Genomic DNA, 24,399 nt, shown 5'->3' on the forward strand with positions numbered 1-24,399 from the left:
AGACGGAGACAACTGCGATGCGCTTGGCCAGCTGGAGTTGGGGCGGACGCGATCACGTGGGCACGATCTCGCCGGACGGGCGTGAGGCCACGCCGCTGGCCGTGCGCGACGCATCGCTGGGCGCCCTGCCCCTGATCCAGGCGCTCGCGCGCCACGAGCCGCTGCCGCAGCCTTCCGGCGCGCGGCTGCCGGTCGAGGTCCTCACGCTGCGCGCGCCGCTGCCGCGCCCGCTGCGCAGCCTGTTCTGCATCGGCCGCAACTACCGTGCGCACGCCACCGAGCTCGCGAGCACCGTGTTCCGCGAGTCCATGCCCGAGAAAGATCCGTGGCCGATCGTCTTCGGCAAGCTGGGGGAATGCGTGGTCGGGCCGCACGACGTGGTGCGCCTGCCCTCGCCCGCCACCTCGGTGCAGATCGACTACGAATCGGAGCTGGCCGTGGTCATCGGCCGCGGCGGGCGCGACATCCCGCGCTCGCGGGCGATGGACCATGTGTTCGGCTACACGATCGTCAACGACGTGACCGCGCGCGATGTGCAGATGCGCCACCAGCAATGGGAGCTGGGCAAGAGCTTCGACGGCTTCTGCCCGATGGGGCCGTGGATCGTGAGCGCCGACGAGCTCGACGGCCGCGCGACGCGCGTGCGCGGCTGGGTCAACGGCGCGCTGCGCCAGGACGGCCTGACGAAGGACATGATCTTCGACATCCCGACGCTGATCGAGACCTGCTCGCGCGGCATCACGCTGCATGCGGGCGACGTGATCGCGACCGGCACGCCGGCCGGCGTCGGCATGGGCCAGACGCCGCCGCAGTGGCTGAAGTCCGGCGACCTGATGCGCATCGAGATCGACGGCGTGGGCGTGATCGAGAACAGGTTCGAATAGATGACCTTCCAGTTGATCGACCGCATCGCGGTGGAAGAAGAAGGCGAGGGCCCCGCCGTCGTCTGCGTGCACGGCCTGGGCGGCAGCTCGAACAGCTTCACGCCGCTGATGCCGGCGCTGGCACGGCATCGCGTGATCCGCGTCGACCTGCCGGGCAGCGGACGCTCGCAGCGGGCCGAGGGCGCGCTCTCGATCGAGCGCTATGTCGAAGCGCTGCTCGCCGTCTGCGAGCGCCTGAAGATTGCGCGGGCGCATTGGATCGGCCATTCGATGGGCACCATCGTCTGCCAGCACATTGCCGCCGCGCATCCGAAGCTGGCTGCGAGCGTCGCGCTGTTCGGGCCGCTGATCGCGCCGCCCGATGCAGCGCGTGCGGCCATGCAGGCGCGCGCGGCGAAGGCGCGCGAGGGCGCAGCCGGCATGCAAGAGATCACCCAATCGCTGCTGCAGGCGGCGATCTCCGCGGACACGCGAGCGCGCCTGCCGGTGGCTGTCGCCTTCGTGCGCGAAAGCCTGATGCGGCAGGACGGCGAGGCCTACGCGCGCAGCTGCGAGGCGCTCGCCGGCGCGCAGGCCGCGGCCGTGGAGCGCATCGAAGCGCCCGTGCTGCTGGTGACCGGCGACGAGGACGGCGTGGCGCCGCCGCAGGCGGTGCGCGCCATGGCCGACAAGCTGCACCGCGCGGCCAGCAAGCGCGTGGTGGTGCTGCCGCGCTGCGGCCACTGGACGCCGGTCGAGCGACCCGACGAATGCCAGCGCGAGCTGCGCGAATTCCTGGCAACCCAAGCGAGGACATAGGCATGGCCGATGTGATGTTCACCAACGTGCGCATCTTCGACGGCGGCGGCGAGGCCCCCTTCACCGGCGACGTGCTGGTGCAGGGCAACCGCATCGCACGCGTCGTGCCGACCGGCTACGGCGCCCGCTCCGCGCCGGTGACGGGCGCGCAGCTGATCGACGGCGCCGGCGCCTTCCTGATGCCGGGCATGGTGGAGGCGCACACGCATTTCTCGTGGAACGACCAGCCCAGCCTCGACGCCATCCAGCGCATGCCGCCCGAAGAGCACATCCTGTGGTGCGCCGAAGTCGCGAAGCGCTACCTCGACATGGGCTGGACCAGCTGCGTCGGCGCCGCGGCGGCCAAGCCGCGGCTCGACGTGGTGATCCGCAATGCGATCGCCGACGGCACCATCGTCGGCCCGCGCTACCTGGCCGCCAGCCAGGAGATCACCGTGCCCGGCGGCCTCGGCGACACCACGCAGCCGCACCTGCCGCAACCCGAGTTCGCCTTCGGCGCGGTCGTCAGCGGCGCCGAAGAGATGCGGCGCTGCGTGCGCATGTTCGCCAAGTACGGCGTCGACTCGCTGAAGATCAATCTCTCGGGCGAGTCGATCACCGGCATGTCCAGCGAGATGAGCCAGTTCACCGAAGAAGAGATCGCTGTCTGCGTGCAGGAAGCAAAGGCCTGGGGCAAGCGCGTGGCGGCGCATGCGCGCTCCACCTGGTCGATCAAGCAGTGCGTGAAGCAGGGCATCGAGGTGATCTACCACGCCAGCTTCACCGACGAGGAAGCGCTCGACATGCTGGAAGAGCACAAGTTCGAGCACTTCATCGCGCCGGGGCTGGCCTGGCTCATCAACACCTGCCATCACGCGAGCGAATGGGGCCTGACGCCCGAGGTGACGCGCAAGATGGGCTACCACCGCGAGCTCGAGGCCGCGGTCGAGAGCATGCGCGCGATGCGCAGGCGCGGCATCCGCATCCTGCCCGGTGGCGACTACGGCTTCGCGTGGACGCCGCACGGCACCAATGCCAAGGATCTGGAGTACTTCGTCAAGTACGTCGGCATGAGCACGATGGAGGCGCTCCTGTCGGCCACCGCCTGGGGCGGCCCGATGATGCGCATGGGCAAGGTGCTCGGCTACGTCCGCGAAGGCTATCTCGCCGACCTTCTGCTGATCGACGGCGACCCGCTCGCCGACATCACGGTGCTGCAGGACAAGAGCCGCATCCTGGCCGTGATGAAGGACGGCGAGTTCCACCGCGCGCCGCCGGTGCGGCGCGCCCAGCCGACGCGCTGGGCAGCCTAGGAGATGCACGATGGCCGATGTTGTCTTCACCAACGTCCGCATCCTCGACGGCACGGGCCAGAACCCGTACACCGGCAGCGTGCTGGTGCGCGGCAACCGCATCCGCCAGGTCGGCCGCAGCACGGCGCCGATCGCGCCCGGCGGCGCCATGGTGGTCGACGGCGCCGGCGCCACGCTGATGCCCGGGATGTGCGAGGCCCACACGCACTTCTCGTGGAACGACGCGGCCACGCTTTCCGCAATCCAGCGCATGCCGCTGGAGGAACACGTGCTGTGGTGCGCCAAGGTCGCGAAGCGCTATCTGGAGGCCGGCTTCACCTCCTGCGTCGGCGCGGCCTGCGCCAAGCCGCGGCTGGACGTGGTGATCCGCAACGCCATCAACGCCGGCCAGATTCCCGGGCCGCGCTACCTGGCCGCGAGCCAAGAGATCACGGTGCCCGGCGGCCTGGGCGACGAGACCTTGCCGCACCTGCCCTTCCCCGAGTTCAGCTTCGGCGTGAACGTGAACTCGGCCGACGAGATGCGCAAGGTGGTGCGCATGTTCCTCAAGTACGGCGTCGACTCGATCAAGCTCAATCTCTCGGGCGACAACTTCACGCCCGACTCGCCGGCCGAAACCACCTGGATGAGCGACGAAGAAGTGGAAGCGGCCATGCGCGAGGTGCGCGTGCGCGGCAAGCGCGGCACCGCGCACGCACGCTCGGCGGAATCGGTCAAGCAGGCGCTGCGCCACGGCATCGACGTGATCTACCACGCGAGCTTCACCGACGAGGAGACGCTCGACATGCTCGAGGCCGCGAAGGATCGCGTCTTCGTCGCGCCGGGCATCGCGATCCTCTACGCGATGCTGCACGAGGCCGAGCCCTACGGCATCACGCACGACAAGGCGGTTGCGATGGGCTACCAGATCGAATGGGACGCGGCGCTCGAATCGCTCAAGGCCATGCATCGGCGCGGGGTGCGCGTGCTGCCCGGCGGCGACTACGGCTTCGCCTTCACGCCGCACTGCCAGAACGCGCGCGACCTGGAGTTCTTCGTCAGGTACCTGGGCTTCACGCCGGCCGAGGCGATCCGCTCGGCCACCGTCTACGGCGGCCAGATCATGATGCGCGGCCACGAGCTCGGCGCCATCCAGGACGGCTACCTGGCCGACCTGCTGCTGGTCGACGGCGACCCGCTAGCCAACCTCGCCATCCTGCGCGACCCGAAACGCATCCTCGCGGTGATGAAGGACGGCGAGTTCGCCAAGGCGCCGGAGATCGCGTCGCAGCGGGCATGGGAGCGGGCTGCATGAGCCGCAGGAATCGATGGCTGCTCTGGCTGCTGGTGGGCGGCCCGATCCTCGCGTTCTCGCTCTGGGCGCTCGTCGACAACGCGCGCCTCTACCTCGTCACGCTACTCAACGGCGTCACGCTCGCCTCGCTCTACTTCATCGTCGCCAGCGGCTTCACGCTGGTCTTCGGGCTGATGCGCAACGTCAACCTCGCGCACGGCTCGCTGTACCTGCTGGGCGGCTATGTGGGCTACGTGGTCGCCAATCACACCGGGTGGTGGATTCTCGCGGTGGCGGCCGGCTTCGCCGCGGCGGCGATCGCCGGGCTCCTGATCCAGTGGCTGATCCTGCGCCACATGCAGGGCGAGGAGCTGCGCCAGACGCTGGTGACGATCGGCCTGTCGATCGTGATCGCCGACGTGCTGCTCTGGATCTTCACCGGCCAGGTGCACCAGCTCGAAGCGCCGGCCTGGCTGCAGGGGCCGATCCGCGACATCCCCCTGATCCGCGCGTATTCCGCCTACCGGCTCAGCCTGCTCGGCTTCGGGCTGCTGATCGGCTTCGGGCTGTGGTGGCTGCTCAACCGCACGCGGGTCGGCGCGATGATCCGCGCCGGCGTCGACGACCGCGCCATGCTCGCCGCCGCCGGCGTCAACGTGAACCGCGTGTTCGCGATCACCTTCATGCTCGGCGCCGGGCTGGCCGGCTTCGGCGGCGTGATCGGCGCGGTCGAGCTGTCGATGGTGCCGGGCGAGGACATCCGGCTGCTGCTCGCCTCGCTGATCGTGGTGATCGTCGGCGGCATGGGCAGCGTGGTCGGCGCCGCCATCGGCGCGGTGATCCTCGGACTCGCGGAAACCTACGGCCTCGCCTACGCGCCGACCTACAGCGTGGTCTTCACCTTCGGCATCCTGATCCTCGTGCTTGCCTTCCGGCCACGCGGGATCATGGGGAGGGCCTCATGAGCGCCGCGCCGGGCCGCCCCAAGCAAGCGAATGTCCCCTCGGGGGACCGGCGCAGGTACTCCTGCGACGAGGGGCCCGCATCGTGAGCGCCGCGCGGTGGCGAAGGGCGATGAATGTGCGCGGTGGCGCGACGGCGACAGCGCTGCGTACCGTCCCTGTCGCACCTCACCGAACTGCGCCTTCACAGCCCCCACCGCGGTGGATCGATTCGCTGCGCGCCTATGTCGGCCCGCACCACGTCATCGTGCTCGCCGCCCTGGTGCTGCTCCCCTTCGTCGCCTCGCCCTTCCTCACCTTCCAGGTTGCCGCGCAGGCGCTGGTGCTCGGGCTGATCGCGCTGTCCCTCACCTTCCTCGCCGGCTACGGCGGCATGGTGTCGCTGGCGCAGATGACGGTGGCCGGCATCGCCGGCTACGCGCTCGCGGTGCTCGGCACCAGCAGCAGCGCCGACATCAGCCTCGGCTGGCCTTGGTGGGCCGCGGTGCCCTTCGCGCTCCTCATCGCGACCATCGCGGCCACCCTGATCGGCTGGCTGTCGGTACGCACCGAGGGCATCTACACCATCATGATCACGCTGGCGATCGGCGTCGCCTTCTACTACCTGGTGCTGCAGAACTACAGCCTCTTCAACGGCTTCCAGGGCCTGCGCGAACTGAAGGCGCCGACCGTTCTCGGCATCGCCTGGCGCGACCCGCTGCCCTTCTACTTCCTCGCGCTGGCCTGGTCGCTCGGCGGCTACCTGCTCGTGCGCTGGGTGGTGCGCACGCCCTTCGGCATCGCCCTGCAAGGCATCCGCGACAACCCGCGGCGCATGCGCGCGCTCGGCTTCCACGTCGTCGCGCACCGCGTGGCCGCCTATGCGCTGGCCGGCGCGATCGCAGCGGTCGGCGGCGTCCTGCTGGCCTGGTACAACGCGCTGATCTCACCGGGATCGGTCGGCACCTCCTGGCTGATCAACATCCTGGTGATCGCGGTGCTCGGCGGCATGCGGCACCCGATCGGCGCCTTCCTCGGCGCGCTGGTCTTCGTGCTCCTGCAGACCTTCGCCATCGACCTGATCGACCGCGAGCGCTTCAACCTCGTGATCGGCGGCGTGTTCCTCGCCATCGTGCTTTTTTCCCCCGACGGCCTGCTCGGACTGTGGGCGATGCTGCGCGCGCGCTTCGGCCCGAGGCCAGGCTTGACTTCCAACCAAAGGAGACAACCGTGAACTTGAACAAGCGACTCTGGGTTCGTTCGATGTTGGGTGCGGCCGCCGCGGCGGCGCTGGCCGGCGGCGCGTGGGCGCAGCAGGGCCAGCCGGTGAAGATCGGCCTCCTGGCCACGCTCGAGGGGCCGTTCGCGGCCGGCGGCGCGGACGGCATGCGCGGCGCTGAGCTGGCGGTCAAGCAGCGCGGCGGCACGGTGGCCGGCCGCAAGATCGAGCTCATCAAGGCCAGTTCCGACGCCAAGCCCGACGTCGCGGTCAACGCCACGCGCAAGCTGGTGGAGCAGGACAAGGTCGACATCATGGTCGGCCCGCTGTCGGGCGGCGAAGGCATCGCGGTCAAGGACTATTCCAAGACCCAGCCGCAGGTGACCTTCATCAACGGCGCCTCCGGCGCGCAGGCGACCACGCTGGTCAACCCGAGCCCGAACTTCTTCCGCTTCAACACCGAGGGCGCGCAGTGGATGATGGGCCTCGGCAAGGCGGCGCTGGCTAAGGGCTACAAGCGCACGATGGTGATCGCCGAGGACTACGCCTTCCCCTACTCCCAGGTGCAGGGCTTCATGGCCGAGTACTGCAAGGCCGGCGGCAAGGTGCCCGAGAAGGCCTGGGTGCCGCTGGGCGGCAAGGACTACTCGTCGGTGATCGCGAAGATCCCGAAGGACGTCGACGCGCTGCTGGTGGTTCTCGGCGGCGCCGATGCGGTCAACTTCCTGACCCAGTACGAGAACGCGGGCGGCGACAAGCCGATCCTCGGCGGCTCGATCACCGTCAGCCAGGACATCCTGAACTACAAGGGCAAGCGCCGCGACTCGCTGATCGGCACGCTGTCGGCCGGACCGCTGGCCGACGCCTACGACGGCGCGGACTGGAAGGCCTTCGTCGCCGACTACCAGAAGAACTATCCCGTCTCGGCCGGCGGCTACCCGAGCCCGAGCCTGTTCGCCTACGTCTACTACGTCAACATGAAGGCGGCACTGGACGGGTTGGACGCGGTCAAGGGCGACCTGTCCAACAACCAGGCCAAGTTCCGCGAAACGCTGTCGAAGATGACGCTGAAGACGCCGAACGGCGACGTCAAGCTCGACGCCAACCGCCAGGCCATCGGCACCACCTTCGTCACCGAAGTCGTGAAGGACTCGAAAGGCAATCTCTTCAACAAGGTGCACAGCAAGGTCGACAACGTCGAGCAGTTGCTGGGCATGAAGAAGGAAGAGTTCCAGATCGGCTCGCGCGACGTGCCGGCCTGCCCCTGAGCGAAAGGCGCCGGTGGCTTCCGTCACGTCCATCGCCAGGCCGCCCGCACCGCTCGCGTCCAGCGACGCGCTGGTGTTGGCCGGCGTTACGCGCACCTTCGGCGCGCTGCGGGCGGTGGACGACGTGTCGCTCGCGGTCGCCGCGGGGCAGAAGTACGCGGTGCTCGGCTCCAATGGCGCCGGCAAGACCACGCTCTTCAATGCCATCACCGGCGACTTCCCGCCCACTGCGGGGCGGATCCATTTTTTCGGCGAGGACATCACCGAGCTGCCGCCCTACGAGCGCATCCGCAAGGGCTTGCGGCGCACCTACCAGTCCTCGCTGCTGTTTCGCGAGCTGACGGTGCGCGACAACCTGTTCCTCGCGGTGCGCGGCGTCGCCAACGGCCGCTTCAGCTGCTGGCGGCCGCGCGCGAGCGACGCGTCGATGCTTGCGACCGAGGACCTGCTCGAACGCTCGCGCCTGGCCCACATCGCCGAGGAACGGGTCGCCAACCTGGCCCACGGCCAGCAGCGCCAGTTGGAGATCGGCATGGCGCTGGCCGGCGCGCCGCGCCTCATCCTGTTCGACGAGCCGGCCGCCGGCCTGTCGCCGGCCGAACGCCGCGAACTCGTCGCGCTGCTGCGCTCGCTGCCTGCGCACATGAGCTTCGTCCTGATCGAGCACGACCTCGACATCGCCTTGCGCGTGGTCGACCGGGTCACCGTGATGCACAACGGGCGCGAGCTTCGCACCGGCAGCCCGCAGGAGATCGAGAACGACGCGCAGGTGCAGGCGATCTACATGGGGAGCCGGCACTGATGGCCTGGTTCCGGCCCAACCGCGACGGCACGACGAGCGGCGCGCCGGTGCTCGCGATCGACGGCCTCGACGTCTTCTATGGCCGCGCCCATGCGCTGCAGGGCGTGAGCCTGACGCTCGAACGCGGCGTGCTCGGCATCGTCGGGCGCAACGGCATGGGCAAGACCACGCTGTGCAACGCGCTCACCGGCCTCGTGCCGGCACGCGGCAGCATCCGGCTCGCGGGCGAGGAGATCCTCGGGCTGGCGCCGAACGAGATCACGAAGCGCGGCATCGCCTACGTGCCGCAGGGACGCCGCGTGTGGCCCTCGCTCTCGGTCGACGAGACGCTGCGCCTGGTCGCCGTGCGGCGGCGCGAGGTCGACCGCATCTACACCATGTTCCCGCGCCTCGCGGAACGGCGCGACCATGGCGGCGCGCAGCTCTCCGGCGGCGAGCAGCAGATGCTCGCGATCGGGCGCGCGCTGCTGCTGGACCCCAAGCTGCTGGTGATGGACGAGCCCACCGAGGGCCTGGCGCCGGTGATCGTCGAGCAGGTGGCGCAGGCGCTGCGCGACCTGGCGACGGAGGGCAAGATCGCGGTGCTCCTGATCGAGCAGAACCTCGGCGTGGCGATCTCGGTGGCCGACCGCATCGGCGTGATGGTCAACGGCCGCATCGCGCAGCAGATGCCCACCGCACAGCTCGCCGGCGATCGCGAGCTGCAGGAGCGCCTGCTCGGCGTGCGCTCGAACGGCCACGATGAAGAAGCCGAGGCCGCCCGCATCGAGCAGCCCGCACCCACGCAGGTGTTCACGGTGCGCCGCGCGCATGGCGAGGGCGCGCCTTCGCTCGACGATCTCGCGCCGAGCCGGGTGCGCGGCTTCACGCGCTGGAATGCCGGGGGCACGGCCGCGCCGGTGGTCGACATCGCGCGGGCCGCCGCTGCATCGGACGTCGCGCCGGCACCGCCTGCGCCGCCTGCGGCCGCATCGCCGCGGGTCTTCGACCTGCCCGTAGCCGCCAGCAGCGTTCGCGCGGCCTACGTCGCCGGCACCTTCGACACCAAGGGCCGCGAGTTGCTGTTCCTGCGCCAATGCCTGGAGCGCGCGGGCCTGCGCGTGGTCACGGTCGATCTCTCGACCTCCGGCCGGACCTCGCCGGCCAGCGTGCCTCCGCGCGAGGTCGCGCGCCATCACCCGCAGGGCGAATCGGCCGTCTTCAGCAACGACCGCGGCAGCGCGACGGCCGCGATGGCGCTCGCCTTCGAGGCCTTCGTACAGACGCGGCGCGACCTCGGCGGCATCATCTCCGCCGGCGGCTCCGGCAACACCTCGATGGCCACGCAGGGCATGCGCGCGCTGCCGATCGGCGTGCCGAAGATGATGGTCTCGACCATGGCCAGCGGCGACACGCGGCCCTACGTGGGCCCGAGCGACATCTGCATGATGTACTCGGTCACCGACGTGCAGGGCATCCATCGCATCAGCGAATGCGTGCTCGCCAACGCCGCGAACGCGCTGGCCGGCATGATCGCCCACCCGCCGGTCCGGTCGGCCGTCAGCAAGCCGGCGATCGGGCTCACGATGTTCGGCGTGACGACGCCCTGCGTGCAGGCGGTCGCCAAGCGCCTGGAGGACAGCTACGACTGCCTCGTGTTCCATGCCACCGGCGTCGGCGGCCAGTCGATGGAGAAGCTCGCCGACTCGGGCCTGCTCGCCGGCGTGATCGACGTCTCGACGACCGAGATCGCGGACGAGATCGCAGGCGGCGTGCTCTCGGCCGGCCCCACGCGCATGGACGCTTTCGCGCGCCACGCGCTGCCCTATGTCGGCTCCTGCGGAGCACTCGACATGGTGAACTTCGGCGCCTGGGACGCGGTGCCCGAGCGCTTCCGCGCACGCAAGCTGTACCGCCACAACCCGACCGTGACGCTGATGCGGACCACGGCCGAGGAATGCCGCGCGATCGGCGAGTTCATCGCCGCCAAGCTCAACGCGATGCGCGGGCCGGTGCGCTTCCTGATTCCCGAAAGCGGCGTCTCCGCGATCGACCGGCCCGGTCAGCCTTTCCACGACCCCGAGGCCGATCGAGCATTGTTCGACGCCATCGAGAAGGGATTCCGAAGCGGCGCCGAACGCAAGCTGCAGCGGCTGCCCCTGCACATCAACGACGAGGCCTTTGCCGAGGCGCTGGTCAGCGCATGGCACGAGGTGTCCAGACCTACGGCCGGCGCACGGCGCGCCTGATCTCACACACGACCCGACCATGCCCCGCATCGCCAGAACCACACTGCTCGAACGCTTCCGCGCCAAGATCGCCGCCGGCCGGCCGATCATCGGCGGCGGCGCCGGCACCGGTCTGTCGGCCAAGTGCGAGGAGGCCGGCGGCATCGACCTGATCGTGATCTACAACTCGGGCCGCTACCGCATGGCGGGACGCGGCTCGCTCGCAGGCCTGCTGGCCTACGGCAACGCGAACGAGATCGTCTGCGAGATGGCCCGCGAGGTGCTGCCGGTGGTGAAGAACACGCCGGTGCTGGCGGGCGTCAACGGCACCGATCCGTTCATGATCCCGGAGGAATTCCTGCAACGGCTGATCGGCCTCGGCTTCTCGGGCGTGCAGAACTTCCCGACCGTCGGGCTGATCGACGGCACCTTCCGCGCGAATCTCGAAGAGACCGGCATGGGCTACGCGCTCGAGGTCGAGATGATCCAACGCGCCCGCGCACTCGATCTGCTGACCACGCCCTACGTGTTCAGCGAGGTCGACGCGCGCGCGATGGCCGCGGCCGGCGCGGACATCGTCGTGTGCCATCTGGGGCTCACCACCGGCGGGTCGATCGGCGCGGAAACGGCACTCACGCTGGACGACTGCGTGGAGCGCATCAACCTCTGGGCCGCGGCGGTGCACGCGGTGAACCCCGAAGCGATCGTGCTGTGCCATGGCGGCCCGATCGCAACGCCCGAGGATGCACAGCACGTGCTGTCCCAGTGCCCCGCTTGCCACGGCTTCTATGGCGCGAGTTCGATGGAGCGCCTGCCGGTCGAGACGGCGCTCACCGAAACGACGCGGCGCTTCGTTCAGATCACGAGATAACAGGAGACGACATCCATGTCAGGCGCTCAATTCGGCAATTTCATCCTGGGGCTGATCGTCGTCGCGATTGTGGTCGCGATCGCGGTCTGGCTGCTCCACTGGCTGTACCTGCGCAGCTCCAAGGAGCGCGCCTTCGTGCGCACCGGCCTCGGCGGCCAGAAGGTGGTGCTCGACGGCGGCGCCTTCGTGCTGCCGATCGTGCACGACGTGATCCCGGTCAACATGAACACCCTGCGCCTGGAAGTGAGCCGCGGCCGCGACAAGGCGCTGATCACCAAGGACCGCATGCGCGTCGACGTGATCGCCGAGTTCTATGTGCGCGTGGCCACCAGCGCCGATGCGGTGGCGGCGGCCGCCCAGACGCTGGGCCTGCGGACGATGGAGCCGGACCAGCTGAAGGAGCTGGTCGAAGGCAAGTTCGTCGACGCGCTGCGCACCGCTGCCGCCGAGATGACGATGGAGGAACTGCACGAGAAGCGCGGCGCCTACGTCAGGCGCGTGCGCGAGGCCGTGGCCGAGGACCTGACCAAGAACGGCCTCGAACTCGAAGCCGCCTCGCTGACGCAGCTCGACCAGACCGGCATGGAATTCTTCAACCCGAGCAACGCCTTCGACGCCGAGGGCCTGACGCGCCTGACCGAGCAGATCGAGCACCGCAAGAAGCAGCGCAACGACGTCGAGCAGGACACGCTGATCGCGATCCGCAACAAGAACCTCGAGGCGGAGAAGCTCTCGCTGGAGATCGACCGCGAAGGCGAGTACGCGCGGCTGACCCAGCAGCGCGAGGTCGAGATCGCGCGCGCCCGCCAGCGTGCCGAGGTCGCCACCGAACGCGCCCAGCGCGAACAGGCCGCCGAGGGCGCGCAGATCACCGCCAAGCAGAGCATCGACGCGGCACGCATCCGCGCCGAGCAGACCATCGAGGAAGAGCGCATCGCCAAGGAGCGTGCGATCCAGAGCGCCGAGATCGAACGCCGCATGTCGCTCGAACTCGCCGAGCAGCAGCGCTCCATCGCGGTCGCGCGCGAGAGCAAGGCGCAGAGCGAGGCCCAGGCCGAGGCCGAGACCGCCCGTGCACTGGCGGTGTCGGCCGAGGAGAAGGTGTTCACGGCGCGCGAGGTCGAAACGGCCGAACGCAAGAAGGCCATCGAGCTCATCGGCGCGGCGCAGGTCGCCGAACGCGACGCCCTGCGCCTCACTTCCGCGGCGCAGGCCGAGAAGGACGCCAGCGCCGACCGCGGCGCCGCGGTGCGCGCCCAGGCCGAGGCCGACGCCGATGCCGAGAAGATCAAGTCGATGGCGATGCGCGTGCGGGCCGAGATCGAGGCCGAGGCGGCGCGCCTGATGAACGAGGCGCACAACATGCTGTCGCCCGACGCGCGCATGTCGGCGCTTCGCATGAAGCTGGTCGAGAAGGCCGAGGCGATCATCCGCGAGTCGGTGAAACCGATGGAGCGCATCGAGGGCATCAAGATCCTGCATGTCGATGGCCTGGGTGGCTCGTCGGGCGGCGGGCAGAACGGCGAGGGCGGCGGCTTTGCCGACGGGCTGGTCAACTCCGCGCTGCGTTTTCGCGCGCAGGCGCCGCTGGTGGATCAATTGCTGCGCGAGATCGGCATCGAGGGCGGTGATATCCAGCGCCTGGTGGGAGATGTCAGCGGCGCGCAAGCGGCGTTGCCGTCGAGCGGGCCCAAGGCGAAGGAATAACGCATGGTGCAGGTGTACGTCTCCAGCGTGATCGACGCCAGCGCCGACAGCGTGTGGTCGCGCATCCGCGACTTCAACGGCCTGCCGCAATGGCATCCGCTGATCGCGGACAGCCGGATCGAGAACAACCAGCCGGGCGACCGCGTCGGCTGCATTCGTCACTTTCATTTGCGCGATGGCGGAATGATCCGCGAGAAGCTCTTGGCGCTGTCGGACTACGAATACAGCTGCACCTACGAGATGCTCGAAAGCCCGATGGGCGTGACGAACTACACCTCCACGCTCAAGCTCACGCCGGTGACCGACGGCGCGCGCTGCTTCGCCGAGTGGAGCGCAGAGTTCGAATGCGACGAAGGCCGCGAGCGCGAGCTGACCGAGTCGATCGGCGGCGGCGTGTTCCAGGGCGGCTTCGACGCACTGAAGCGCCACTTCGGCGGACGCTGATGGGCCCCCACGCTCATCACTTCGTGTATTCGCTGCCCCCCGAGGGGGCGCAGGCCTCCCTTGGGGCGGCCCGGCGGGAGTCCTGATGCTTCAAAAGGTCGTGCGCTCGACCATCATCGACGCGCCGATCGAGCGCGTCTGGGCCGTGCTGCGCGACTTCAACAGCCATGAAGCGTGGCACGAGGTGGTGGAGGCCAGCCGAATCGAAGGCGGCGAGCGCAGCGACCAGGTCGGCTGCGTGCGCAGCTTCACGCTGCGCGACGGCAACCGCATCCGCGAGCAGCTGCTGACGCTGTCGGATGCCGAACACAAGAGCACCTACTGCATCGTCGAGGCGACGGTGCCGCTGCAGCGCTACGTGGCCACCGTCACGCTCAAGCCGGTGACCGACGGCAACCGCACCTTCTGGCATTGGGAGTCGACCTTCGCGACGCCGCCGGGCAAGGAGCGCGAGCTGCGCGACATGGTGGCCCAGGGTGTGTACGAGGCCGGCTTCGAGAACCTGCGCAGGCACTTGCAGCAAGGCAGCGATCTGCGCCCGGCCGGCCACGCCGCCGCGGTCCCGCACGCCCTGGCCATGCCCGCGCGCCGAATCGCCGTCGAACGCTACGGCGGGCCCGAGGAGCTGCGCCCGCAAGAGGCCGAGGCGCCGGCGCCGCGCGCGGGCGAGGTGCGCATCCGCCAGCGCGCCATCGGCGTCAACTTCATCGACGTGTACCTGCGGCGCGGCTGGATGCCGTCCATGCTTGCGCTTCCCGGCGTGCCCGGCATGGAGGCCGCGGGCAGCGTGCTCGATGCCGGGCCGCAGGTCAGCGGCCTGCTTCCCGGCGACCGCGTCGCCTATCTCGGGCCGGTGCCGGGCGCCTACTGCGACCTGCGCTGCGTGCCGGCCGACTGGGTCGTGCGGCTGCCGGCGGCGGTCGAGGACGATGTCGCCGCCGCGCTGCTGCTCAAGGGCATCACTGCCGACTACCTGCTGCGCGACCTCGGGCGCGTGCAGCGCGGCACGCGGCTGCTGGTCCATGCGGCAGCCGGCGGCGTGGGCCTGCTGATCTGTTCCTGGGCGCGCCGGCTCGACGCGGTCGTGCTGGGCACGGTATCGAGCGAAGAGAAGGCGCGCGTGGCGCGCGAACACGGCTGCGAACATGTGATCGTGACGCGCGACTACCGTTTCGCCGATGCCGTGCAGCGCGCCTGCGGCGGCGCCGACGTGGTGATCGACGGCCTGGGCGATGCGGCCCGCGAGGAGAACCTCGCCGCGCTCGCGCGCCGCGGCCACTGGATCAGCCTCGGCCAGGCCAGCGGGCCGCTGGCGCCGCTGCCGGCCGACGCGCTCGTCGCCAAGTCGCTGAGCTTTTCGCGGCCTGTGGTGTTCGACTACGTGGCGACCAACGCGCAGCTGGCGGAACGCGCGCAGCGGGTCTGGGACGCGCTCGCAGACGGCACGATCAAGGCGCCGCCGATCGAGCGCTATTCGCTGAACGCCGCGGCAGAGGCGCACGCGCGGCTCGAATCGCGCGCCACCATCGGCGCGCTGGTGCTGGTGCCATGAACAAGGAGCAAGCGAAATGATCGTCGGGATGAACCACTTCACCGTCACGGCCGAGGACGAGAAGAAGACGCTGGACTTCTACACGGGCCTGCTCGGCCTCACCGTCGGCCATCGCCCGGACCTCGGCTTTCCGGGCGCGTGGCTCTACGGCGAGGGGCCGCAGGCGGTGCTGCACCTGTACTTCGACAGACCGGTGCCGGCGCAGCGCACCGGCGTCATCGACCACATGGCTTTCACCGCACGCGACCTGCGCGCCGTGAAGGCCCGCTTCGACCTGAGCGGCACGAAGTACGAGCTGCGGCAGCAGGCGGGCGCGGGCACCTGGCAGCTGTTCTGCCACGACCCCAACGGGGCGAAGGTCGAACTGGACTTCGACGCCTCCGAGAAGCCGTAGCGGCCGAGGTCGAGCTATCGGTAGAAGGCCTCGACCTTGCCCTTCAGCTTGATGAGCAGCGGCTTCCCCTTGCGATCCAGCGTCTTGCCCGCGGGCACCTTGATCCAGCCTTCACTGATGCAGTATTCCTCCACGTCGAGCCGCTCCTTGCCGTTGAATCGGATGCCGATGTCGTGCTCGAAAACGGCGGCGACATGATGCGGGCTGCGCGGATCGATGGACAGATGATCGGGAAGAGGAGGGATGGGGGCGGCTTCGGTCATGAGTGATGGTTCCTCGACGGGAATGATCTGCATTGTGCCGTTCCGAGTCATCGGCGCGAGACCCCATCGACCACGGGGCCGGACCTCCAGGGCAAGCGCAGAGGAGTAAGCTGACGCCAAAGGGGACGAGACATGCTGGCGGCCGAATGCGCGTGGATCATCTTGCGTGCGGAGCACACTCGCATTCGTGAGTTGCTGGCGCTGGTCGACGGCATGCTGAAAGCCGGAGACTGGGCACGCCCGGGGCCGCAGGCAGCGGCGCTCGTCGAGCTCATCGAACGCCTCCAGGCATTCGAAGAAGCGACGCATCGTCCCAAGGGCGTCGTCCTGCTCGAGATACTGCGCGGCAGGTCGGCAGAAGCCGACCAACTGCTCGATGAGCTGGAGCTGGAAAGCAAGCACTGCGACGGCCTGCTCTCGCAGGCGAAGGCCATGTTGAGGCCTGCCGAATCGGGAGAAACGGTGGCGATCGGGGCCGTTGAGAACCTGTTGGAAGAGCACCGCCTGTTGATGCTCGCCCACTTGGACCGGGAGGACACGCTGCTCCATTCGCAAACGGCGCAGCTGCTGACGGGCGACGAGTGGGCCGCAGTGGTGTCGTCGATGTCCGCGGCGATGGAGGTCGCAAAGGAGCGCGACCGCGGGCGCCCATGCCCCTGAGAATCGCGCCGCCGCTACTGCGGCTGCAAGCCGATTTCCTTCGCCACCTTCTGCCAGCGCTCGGCCTCCGCACGCATGAAGGCGCGCAGCTCGCCGCTGCTGGACGCCTTCAGCTCCACAGCCAGCGCGGACAGCCGCTCCTTGACGACCGGCTGAGCGAGGGCAGCCGCGGCCTCTCTGCGCAGGTGCTCGGTCACCTCGAGCGGCGTGGTGGCCGGCGCCACCATGGCCCACCACTGGTCGATCTCTACACCCTTGATGCCCGCCTCCGACAGCGTGGGCACGCCCCGCAGCGCCGGCAGGTCCACGCGCTGCGGGCTGGCCACGGCCAGCGCGCGGATCTTGCCGGCGCCCAGCAGGCTGGAGCCGCTGGCCAGCGTGGCGAAGTGGCCCGCCACCATGCCCGCCGCCACGTCGTTGAGCGCCGGTGCCGAGCCCCGATACGGCACCATGTTGAACCTGATCCTGCTGCGGGTGGCCAAGAGCTCCGCGGCCAGATGGCTGACGGTGCCGGCGCCGCTGTGCGCGATGGCGGGCGGCGCTGCAGCGGCTGCCGCGGCCTTCATGAAGCTCCTGAAATCCTTGCTGTCGGCGCCGGTGCCGCCGAAGAAGACCAGCGGCGAGGTGCCGATCATCGTCATCGGCGTGAAGTCGCGCAGCAGGTCGTAGGGCAGACGGGTCATCACCGCCGGCGCAATGGCATGCGGGAGTTCCACGATGGCGATCGTGTAGCCGTCCGGCACGGCCCGGGCGGCGGCCTCGGTGCCGATCTGGCCGCCGGCTCCGGGCCGGTTGTCCACGACGACCGAGATGCCCATCGCGCTGCTCATGCCCTGCGCCATGGCGCGTGCAATCGCATCGGTGCTGCCGCCGGCGGCCCAGGGCACGATCAGCTTGATCGGCTTGTCGGGAAAGGCGGCCCAGGCCTTCGGCCCGGCGGCCATCAGCGCGGCGGCGCTCAGGAAGAAGGTGCGGCGATGCATCGGCGACATGAAGGCTCCTTGAAACTCAAACAGGATCGGGCCAGCTCGGATCGCGCGAGGCGTCGGCGGTAAGCATCAGCAGCACGTGCTCGTCGGCCGCGATCGCCCCGCGCTCGCGCAGTTGCGAAAGCGCAGCCAGGCCGCCCGCCGCGCAGAGCTCCGCGCTGACGCCTGCCTGCTCGAGCAGGCGCCGGGCCGCGCGCGCGTCATCGTCGCCCACGACCACTGCGCCGCCGCCGGTGGCGGCGACCGCCTGCCATTGAAGATAGGTGACGGTGGCGCCGGCGGTGGAGAACTGCGCGGTGCGGCCGGGGTAGTCGGCATCCAGCGCGCCGCCTTCGAGCACGCGCGAGAGCCGCGCGAAAGGCTCGACTGCCCAGATGCGCGGCAGCTTCGCGATGCGGCCGGCGGCCAGCAGATCGCGGAAGCCGGCAAAGAGGCCCCACGCCAGGTCGCCGCGCGCCGTCGGCACCACCACATGGTCGGGCAGGCCGCCCTGCTCCACGCATTCGTCGGCGATGGGCTTGTAGCCTTCGATGGCCAGCGGCGCGCTGCCGAGCGCCGGCAGGCTGTAGTTGGTGAGCGCGAAATAGCCCGCGAGCGACGCACGCTCGCGCACGAAGGCCCAGCGGCCGGCGTTGTCGGCGAAGGCGAAGCGCCTGGCACCGGCGGCGTCGAGTGCGAGCGCGTAAGCGGCGGGCATGTCTTCGTAGCTCGCGACCTCGCAGGCCAGGCCGGCGGCCTGCGCGTAGTGCGCGGCCGATACCGCAGCGTTGCCCGAGGAGGCGAGCACCAGCGTGTGGGCGCCGAAGTCCAGCGCCTGCGTGACGCCGACGGCGCTCATCCGGTCCTTGTGCGAGCCGGTCGGATTGCAGGACTCGTCCTTGAGGCTGAGGTGTGCGACGCCGAAGCGGCGTGCCAGATCGGGCATCGCGTACAGCGGCGTGCCGCCTTCGCCCAGGGTGAAGCTTTGGGTGTACGGCATGAGAGGCGCATGCGCACCAGCCGCGTCGGCGCGGTAGCTCGCGCGCAGTCCCGCATGCACACCCTCTGCGCGGCAGGCCGGGCAGCCTTCATGCGCGAGGCGGATCGGGTACTCGGCATTGCAGCGCAGGCATTGCAGGCCGCGCAGGCGCGGGTTCCTGATCGGCCGAATCGGCCGGGCCAGGGCACAAAGCAGGGAGCTCATCACTCTGGGTCTCTTTCTCGTCTGTGCGTCGATGCCCCAATGCTAGGCGCAGATAGATAAAATAAAGTCGATCTATCTATTCATCCGATAACCAAATTTATCAATGCGATTCACAGAGATCGAGACCTTCCGGGCCCTGATGCGCAGCAGCACCACGCGCAAGGCGGCGGCGCAGCTGCATGTGACGCAGCCTGCCGTCAGCCAGTCGCTGAAACGGCTGGAGGCGCAGGCGGGGATGGTGCTGTTCCAGCGCACCGGCGGCCGGCTGGTGCCCACGCCGGAGGCGCGCGCGCTCTGGACCGAGGTGGAGCGCGTCTTCATCGGCATGGATGCCATCGAGCACCGGCTGCGCAGCCTGCGCGACTTCGGTGTCAACCAGCTGGAGCTCAGCTGCTATCCGGCTTTCGGCCTCGGCTTCATGCCGCGCGCGCTGGCGCGGCTGAGGGCGCAGCGCGGGGACGGCGCCTGGCCGCAGGTGTCGCTGCAGGTGCTGAGCTCGAAGGATGTGCGCGATCGCGTGGCCATGGGCATCTCGGATTTCGGGCTGATGGCCGACGAGCTGTCGCTGGAAGGCATCGAGCATTCGACCTTTGCGCGCATGCCCGGCGTGATCGTGATGCCGCAAGGGCATGCGCTGGCGCGCTTCAAGACCGTCAAGCCCCAGCAGCTGGCGGAGCTTCCCTTCCTGGCCCTGAACCCCGAAGACCCGGCGCATCGCCGGCTCGAAGCGGCCATGGCGCCGCTGGGCGTCGCGCTGCGCGTGGCCGCGCAAACGCCTTACGCGGCCAGTGTCTGCGAGATGGCGTTGCGCGGCCTGGGCGTCGGCCTGGTCAATCCGATCACCGCGCTCGACTACGCCGAGCGCGGGCTGGTCGTGCGCAAGCTGTCGATCGACGTCTCCTTCGCCTGCCTGCTGGCCCTGCCGGCCGGCAAGGTGCTGTCTGCCACGGCCAGGGAGTTCCTGTCCGTCATGCGCCAGCAGCTCGCCGAGGACAGTCAGCGGCTGCAGCGCCATTTGCGCTGAACCGCCGCGTGAACCACACTCCCCCGAAGCATCGACATGGTTGCCGAACTTGCCCACTCCTGGTTGATGCGCAGCGCGCCTGTGGCCGCCGCGCAGGCTGCCGGCCGCCCGCTCGTGGCGCTGGAATCGACCATCATCGCCCACGGCATGCCCTATCCGGAAAACGTCCGCACGGCGCGCGAAGTGGAGGCCTCGATCCGCCGCCTGGGCGCCGAGCCCGCGACCATCGCGCTGATCGGCGGGCGGATCCGCATCGGCCTCGCGGACGACGAGCTTGAACTGCTGGCCCGCACGGGCGGCCAGGCGCAGAAGGTCAGCCGCCGCGACCTGCCGGCCGTACTGGCGAGCGGCGAACTCGGCGCCACCACCGTCGCCGGCACGATGATCTGCGCCGCGCTGGCCGGCATCGAGGTCTTCGTCACCGGCGGCATCGGCGGCGTGCACCGCGGCGCGCCGGAGAGCTTCGACATCTCGGCCGACCTGCAGGAACTGGCGAAGACCTCGGTGGCCGTGGTGTGCGCCGGCGCCAAGTCGATCCTGGACATCGGGCTCACGCTGGAATACCTGGAAACGCACGGCGTGCCGGTGCTCAGCTGCGAAGAGGACAACTTCGCCGCGTTCTACACGCGCGACAGCGGCTTCCGCGCCGACTTCAGGCTCGACGACGCGGCGGCGCAGGCACGCTTCATCCGCACCAAGTGGGACCTGGGCCTCGCGGGCGGCGTGGTGCTGAGCACGCCGGTGCCGGAAGCGGCGGCGATGCCGCGCGAGGAGATCGACGCGCTGACCCTGCAGGCGCTCGCCGAGGCCAAGGCGCAAGGCATCACCGGCAAGGCGGTGACGCCCTTCCTGCTGGCCCGCATCAAGGCGCTGACGGGCGGGCGCAGCCTGGCGACCAACATCGCGCTGGTCAAGCACAACGCCGAGGTGGGGGCAAGGCTGGCGCTGGCGTTGGCACGCGCGGGACGGGGCGCCGGGGCACAATGAGAGCCTCATGCGCCAACTCCTCCTTCTTGCCATCCTGAGCACGCTTGCCCCGCTCTCCGGCGCGGAGGTGATCCGCTGCGCGGACGCGGCCGGCAACGTGAGCTATACCGACGGCAGATGTCCGGACGGCGCCAGGCCGGTGGCACGGGTCGCGGAACCCCCGCCTCCGGTGCCGGGCAGAACCGAGCGGCAGCGTGAAGAGCCTGGCTCGACGACAGCAGCGCCCGGCCCGTCGCAGGCGCCGGCAGGCCCGGCCATCATCGACCCCCGCAGCGGCAACAGCAGCAGCAGCGAGCGAAGCGGCGATTCGCGCTGGAGCGATCGCGGCAGCGACCCCCTGGTGATCGACGGCGGATACCCCTACCCCGGCACCTACCGCCAGCCCATGCCGCAGCGCGACATGCGCCCGCGCATCCGCAACTGCGATGGCGCGGGCTGCCAGGATAGGCAGGGCAACCACTACGACCGCTCCGGTCGGCTCGACCGCTACCAGACCCCCGACGGAAAGACCTGCCGGCCGGTGGGCACGACCACCATCTGCCGCTGAGCCGGCGACGCCTCAGGGCGCCACGTAGTCCGACACCACCTTCCACTTGCCGTCCACGATCTGCGACAGGCGCGACTGGTCGTTGCCCAGGCGCTTGGTAGCGGTGTAGCTGCTCTTGGGGCCGCCGAACATGTCGGGCTCGAAGGTCATGCTGTCCATCGCCTTGATGAAGCTGTCGGTCGTGAGGTTGGGCCCGGCCTTCTGCGCAGCCTTGATGAACTGGTCGATGATGGTGTAGCCGTAGACCGAGAACACGGTCGGGTCCTCGTTGAATTTGGTCTTGTACTTGTTGGCCCAGAAGCGGATCGGCTGCGACTGCTCGTCGGTGTAGGGGTTCTGCGCGGTCATGGTGGCGTAGAGGCCGTCCATCGCCTTGCCGCCGAGCTTGTGGATCAGGTCGGTGTAGGCCGCGCTCGAGCCCAGGAAGGTCGGGTTGAAGCCGGTCTTGCGCGCCTCGCCGATGGTGCCGATGGTCTCCCGGATGATGGTGCCCATCACCACGAGATCGCAGTTGGCCGCCTTCATCTTCGCGACCTGCGAGGAGAAGTCGGTCGCGCCGCGCTTGAACGAGGTCTTCTCGGCCAGCTCCATGCCGGCGGTCTTGAGGCCGGCCTCGGCGCCGCGCTGCACCTCGAGCCCGAACTCGTCGTCCTGGTAGATGGTGCAGACCTTCTTGGCGCCCTTCTCCTTGATCATCTTGGGCAACGCGAGGCGGATCTGGTCGTAGTAGGTGGCGGCGAAGGAGTACTTCAGCCTGTGGAAGGGCTCGTACATTTCGCGCGCCGCCGTGATCGGCATGAAGTTGATCACGTTCTTGTCGAACTGCACCGGCATCGCCGCCATGTTCTGCGCCGTGCCGATGTGGCCGGCCATGATGAAGATCTTGTCCTGGTTGACCAGCTTCTGCGCCGCCAGCACCGCCTTCTTCGGGTCGTAGGCCGAGTCCTCGACGAAGAGCTTGAGCTTGCGGCCGTGCACGCTGCCCTGCTCGTTGAGCTCGTCCACGCGCAGCTGCATGCCGTTGCGCGACTGCTTTCCGAAGCCCGCGATCGGGCCCGAGAGATCCTGGATGGTGCCGATGCGGATCTCGTCCTTGCTGACGCCCTGCGACTGCGCGCCGGCCAGGCCGCAGCCCAGCGCAAGACCGGCCGCGGCGGCCAGTGGGAACAATGCCTCGATCTTCATAGCGTGGTCTCCTCGGTTGCGAAATCGGTCTCAGGCGTACATGGCCTCGATGCGCGGCGCGTACTTGGTCTGTACCAGCTTGCGCTTGAGCTTCATCGTCGGCGTGAGCTCTTCGTCCTCGGCGCTGAGCTGCGTCTCGAGCAGGAAGAACTTCTTGATCTGCTCGACGCGAGCGAACTTGGCGTTGACGCGGTCGATCTCGCCCTGAATCAGGTCCTGCACTTCCTGCGCGCGCGTGAGGCTCTCGTAGTTGCTGAAAGGCACATCGTGGTCCTGCGCGAATTTCTCGACGTTCTCCTGGTCGATCATGACGATCACCGTCAGGTAGGGCCTGGCATCGCCGATCACCACGGCATCGGTGATGTAGGGGCTGAACTTGAGCTCGTTCTCCAACTCGCTCGGCGTGATGTTCTTGCCGCCTGCCGTGATGATGATGTCCTTCATGCGGTCGGTAATGCGGAAATACCCGTCCTCGTCGACGGTGCCGACGTCGCCGGTGTGCAGCCAGCCGTCGGCGTCGATGGTCTCCGCCGTCTTCTCCGGCAGGTTGAGGTAGCCCATGAAGACGTTAGTGCCGCGCACCAGGATCTCGCCGGTGGCCGGGTCGAGCCGCACCTCGTTGTAGCCGGCGGCCGGACCGATGGAACCCGGCTTGATGCGCGCGGCCGGCACGCCGGTGGAAGCGCCGCAGGATTCGGTCATGCCCCAGACCTCGAGCATCGGCACGCCCAGCGCCAGGTACCACTTGACCAGCTCGGGCGAGATCGGCGCCGCGCCGGTGACCAGGAAGCGCGCGCGGTGGATGCCGATCAGCTTGCGCGCGTTGTCCAGCGCGAGCCAGCGCGCGAGGCGGAACTTGAAGCGCAGCAGCCCGTCCACCGGCTGCCCCGCGAGCACGCGCTCGGCAATGGCACCGCCGACGCCGATGCTCCAGCGATAGGCCGCCTGCTGCAGGCCGCTCGCTTCCTTCAGCGCGATCATCACGCCGGAATAGAACTTCTCCCACACGCGCGGCACGGCGGTGAACACGGTGGGCGCGATCTCGCGCACGTTCTCGGGCACGGTCTCGGGGTTCTCGACGAAGTTGAGGACGGCGCCGGTGTACATCGAGAAGTACTCGCCGCCCATGCGCTCGGCGATGTGGCACAGCGGCAGGAAGCACATGCGCTCGTCGCGCTCGTCCTGCGCGACCAGCATGTTGTAGCCGCGCATGGTGTGGACCAGTCCGCGGTGGCTGTGCATCGCGCCCTTGGGCCTGCCGGTGGTGCCCGAGGTGTAGACCAGGATCGCCAGGTCTTCGGGGCGGCAGGCGGCGATGCGCTGCTCGAGCTCCTGCGGATGGCCCTGGAGGTAGTCGCGGCCCAGCGCGCGCAGTGCATCGAGGCTCATCACGCCGGGGTCATGAAGCTCGCGCAGGCCTTCCATGTCGAACACGATGACCTTGCGCAGGAGCGGCAGCCCGGCGCGCACCTCGAGCGCCTTGTCGAGCTGCTCGTCGTCCTCGACGAAGAGCACGGTGGTGCGCGAGTCCTCGCACAGGTAGTGCACCTGCGAGGCCGCGTCGGTGGGGTAGATGCCGTTGGCCACGCCGCCGCAGCTGAGCACGGCGATGTCGCAGAGCACCCATTCGACGACCGTGTTGGCCAGGATCGAGGCGCACTCGCCGGGCGCGAAGCCGAGCGCCATCAGCCCGCCGGCGATCTCGCGCACCGCCTCGGCGGTCTGGCGCCAGCTCCAGCTGCGCCAGATGCCGAATTCCTTCTGCCGCATCCAGACCTGGTCGCCGCGCGCGCGCTCGGCGTTCCAGAAGATCGCGGGAACGGTGTCGCCCTGCACCACGATTTGGTGCCGCGGCTGGATGTGGGAGAGGTCCCAGAGTCCTTGCTGCTGCCGATGCTGCTTGGCCATG

The 24,399-nt window shown here is 69.2% G+C and carries 23 protein-coding genes and 1 pseudogene; 19 read left to right on the top strand and 5 right to left on the bottom strand.

The features are described from left to right. The first annotated feature begins 17 nt into the window (after positions 1 to 17). The 15 genes and pseudogenes from AC3A6B_RS24880 to AC3A6B_RS24950 all read left to right on the top strand — a co-directional run bounded on the left by AC3A6B_RS24880 (position 18) and on the right by AC3A6B_RS24950 (position 15,652). Positions 18 to 884 carry a fumarylacetoacetate hydrolase family protein gene (locus AC3A6B_RS24880; RefSeq protein ID WP_487839320.1) on the top strand — a complete coding sequence of 289 codons (867 nt, stop codon included), beginning with the start codon at positions 18 to 20 and terminating at the stop codon, positions 882 to 884. Beyond that, positions 885 to 1,682, top strand: coding sequence for an alpha/beta fold hydrolase (locus AC3A6B_RS24885; RefSeq protein ID WP_487839321.1), 798 nt, complete (start codon positions 885 to 887; stop codon positions 1,680 to 1,682). It begins immediately after the preceding gene. A 2-nt stretch (positions 1,683 to 1,684) separates the two neighbouring features. Beyond that, the gene (locus AC3A6B_RS24890) at positions 1,685 to 2,974 is read left to right on the top strand and encodes a metal-dependent hydrolase family protein (protein ID WP_487839322.1); all 1,290 of its coding nucleotides are present in this window, start codon (positions 1,685 to 1,687) and stop codon (positions 2,972 to 2,974) included. A 10-nt stretch (positions 2,975 to 2,984) separates the two neighbouring features. Then, the gene (locus tag AC3A6B_RS24895; RefSeq protein ID WP_487839323.1) at positions 2,985 to 4,268 is read left to right on the top strand and encodes a metal-dependent hydrolase family protein; all 1,284 of its coding nucleotides are present in this window, start codon (positions 2,985 to 2,987) and stop codon (positions 4,266 to 4,268) included. Continuing rightward, positions 4,265 to 5,212, top strand: a complete 948-nt coding sequence (locus AC3A6B_RS24900) for a branched-chain amino acid ABC transporter permease (RefSeq protein WP_487839324.1) — start codon at positions 4,265 to 4,267, stop codon at positions 5,210 to 5,212. The genes AC3A6B_RS24895 and AC3A6B_RS24900 overlap by 4 nt, the downstream gene beginning before the upstream one ends. Before the next feature lie 109 nt (positions 5,213 to 5,321). Then, positions 5,322 to 6,422, top strand: coding sequence for a branched-chain amino acid ABC transporter permease (locus tag AC3A6B_RS24905; protein WP_487839325.1), 1,101 nt, complete (start codon positions 5,322 to 5,324; stop codon positions 6,420 to 6,422). Further along, entirely contained in the window at positions 6,419 to 7,675 is a 1,257-nt protein-coding gene (locus AC3A6B_RS24910; protein ID WP_487839326.1) for an ABC transporter substrate-binding protein, read from the top strand. The genes AC3A6B_RS24905 and AC3A6B_RS24910 overlap by 4 nt, the downstream gene beginning before the upstream one ends. A 13-nt stretch (positions 7,676 to 7,688) precedes the next feature. After that, positions 7,689 to 8,477, top strand: coding sequence for an ABC transporter ATP-binding protein (locus tag AC3A6B_RS24915; RefSeq protein WP_487839327.1), 789 nt, complete (start codon positions 7,689 to 7,691; stop codon positions 8,475 to 8,477). Continuing rightward, positions 8,477 to 8,971 (top strand): annotated as a pseudogene (locus tag AC3A6B_RS24920) (ABC transporter ATP-binding protein); the annotation flags it as partial. The gene AC3A6B_RS24915 and the pseudogene AC3A6B_RS24920, both read left to right, overlap by 1 nt. 495 nt (positions 8,972 to 9,466) lie before the next feature. Then, positions 9,467 to 10,705, top strand: a complete 1,239-nt coding sequence (locus AC3A6B_RS24925) for a Tm-1-like ATP-binding domain-containing protein (protein WP_487839354.1) — start codon at positions 9,467 to 9,469, stop codon at positions 10,703 to 10,705. Positions 10,706 to 10,724: 19 nt separating this feature from the next. Next, positions 10,725 to 11,555 carry a phosphoenolpyruvate hydrolase family protein gene (locus AC3A6B_RS24930; RefSeq protein WP_487839328.1) on the top strand — a complete coding sequence of 277 codons (831 nt, stop codon included), beginning with the start codon at positions 10,725 to 10,727 and terminating at the stop codon, positions 11,553 to 11,555. Between the two features lie 15 nt (positions 11,556 to 11,570). Then, a complete protein-coding gene (locus AC3A6B_RS24935; RefSeq protein ID WP_487839329.1) occupies positions 11,571 to 13,262 on the top strand; it encodes a flotillin family protein in 1,692 nt (563 codons plus the stop codon). 3 nt (positions 13,263 to 13,265) lie between these two features. Beyond that, the gene (locus AC3A6B_RS24940; protein ID WP_487839330.1) at positions 13,266 to 13,706 is read left to right on the top strand and encodes an SRPBCC family protein; all 441 of its coding nucleotides are present in this window, start codon (positions 13,266 to 13,268) and stop codon (positions 13,704 to 13,706) included. An 85-nt stretch (positions 13,707 to 13,791) separates the two neighbouring features. Continuing rightward, on the top strand, positions 13,792 to 15,258 hold the full coding sequence (locus tag AC3A6B_RS24945; protein WP_487839331.1) for an SRPBCC family protein: 1,467 nt from the start codon (positions 13,792 to 13,794) through the stop codon (positions 15,256 to 15,258). Positions 15,259 to 15,274: 16 nt separating this feature from the next. Next, entirely contained in the window at positions 15,275 to 15,652 is a 378-nt protein-coding gene (locus tag AC3A6B_RS24950) for a VOC family protein (RefSeq protein ID WP_487839332.1), read from the top strand. 14 nt (positions 15,653 to 15,666) lie between these two features. Here AC3A6B_RS24950 and AC3A6B_RS24955 read toward each other — a convergent pair whose 3' ends face one another. Continuing rightward, on the bottom strand, positions 15,667 to 15,915 hold the full coding sequence (locus tag AC3A6B_RS24955) for a DUF3297 family protein (protein WP_487839355.1): 249 nt from the start codon (positions 15,913 to 15,915) through the stop codon (positions 15,667 to 15,669). Between the two features lie 132 nt (positions 15,916 to 16,047). Here AC3A6B_RS24955 and AC3A6B_RS24960 point away from each other — a divergent pair, with 132 nt between their 5' ends. Then, complete coding sequence (locus tag AC3A6B_RS24960) at positions 16,048 to 16,575, top strand: hemerythrin domain-containing protein (protein WP_487839333.1); 528 nt, start codon at positions 16,048 to 16,050, stop codon at positions 16,573 to 16,575. Positions 16,576 to 16,589: 14 nt separating this feature from the next. On the opposite strand, the gene AC3A6B_RS24965 is transcribed toward AC3A6B_RS24960, so the two are convergent. Both AC3A6B_RS24965 and AC3A6B_RS24970 read right to left on the bottom strand, forming a co-directional pair. Further along, positions 16,590 to 17,567, bottom strand: coding sequence for a Bug family tripartite tricarboxylate transporter substrate binding protein (locus AC3A6B_RS24965; RefSeq protein WP_487839334.1), 978 nt, complete (start codon positions 17,565 to 17,567; stop codon positions 16,590 to 16,592). 16 nt (positions 17,568 to 17,583) lie between these two features. Continuing rightward, complete coding sequence (locus tag AC3A6B_RS24970; protein WP_487839335.1) at positions 17,584 to 18,747, bottom strand: threonine synthase; 1,164 nt, start codon at positions 18,745 to 18,747, stop codon at positions 17,584 to 17,586. 103 nt (positions 18,748 to 18,850) lie between these two features. Here AC3A6B_RS24970 and AC3A6B_RS24975 point away from each other — a divergent pair, with 103 nt between their 5' ends. Genes AC3A6B_RS24975 through AC3A6B_RS24985 form a run of 3 tightly spaced genes read left to right on the top strand, consistent with a single transcriptional unit; the run spans position 18,851 to position 21,305 of the window. Then, positions 18,851 to 19,771 carry a LysR substrate-binding domain-containing protein gene (locus AC3A6B_RS24975; protein WP_487839336.1) on the top strand — a complete coding sequence of 307 codons (921 nt, stop codon included), beginning with the start codon at positions 18,851 to 18,853 and terminating at the stop codon, positions 19,769 to 19,771. Positions 19,772 to 19,807: 36 nt separating this feature from the next. Further along, complete coding sequence (locus tag AC3A6B_RS24980) at positions 19,808 to 20,758, top strand: pseudouridine-5'-phosphate glycosidase (protein ID WP_487839337.1); 951 nt, start codon at positions 19,808 to 19,810, stop codon at positions 20,756 to 20,758. Between the two features lie 7 nt (positions 20,759 to 20,765). After that, entirely contained in the window at positions 20,766 to 21,305 is a 540-nt protein-coding gene (locus tag AC3A6B_RS24985; RefSeq protein ID WP_487839338.1) for a DUF4124 domain-containing protein, read from the top strand. Positions 21,306 to 21,317: 12 nt separating this feature from the next. Here the strand turns inward: AC3A6B_RS24985 and AC3A6B_RS24990 are convergent, their stop codons facing one another. Then, complete coding sequence (locus AC3A6B_RS24990) at positions 21,318 to 22,490, bottom strand: ABC transporter substrate-binding protein (protein ID WP_487839339.1); 1,173 nt, start codon at positions 22,488 to 22,490, stop codon at positions 21,318 to 21,320. A 30-nt stretch (positions 22,491 to 22,520) separates the two neighbouring features. Continuing rightward, positions 22,521 to 24,398 (bottom strand): AMP-dependent synthetase/ligase, encoded by a 1,878-nt coding sequence (locus AC3A6B_RS24995; protein ID WP_487839340.1) that lies wholly within the window; start codon positions 24,396 to 24,398, stop codon positions 22,521 to 22,523. Position 24,399: the final 1 nt, after the last annotated feature.

It is taken from the genome of Variovorax sp. Soil_C_33 (genome assembly GCF_057656935.1).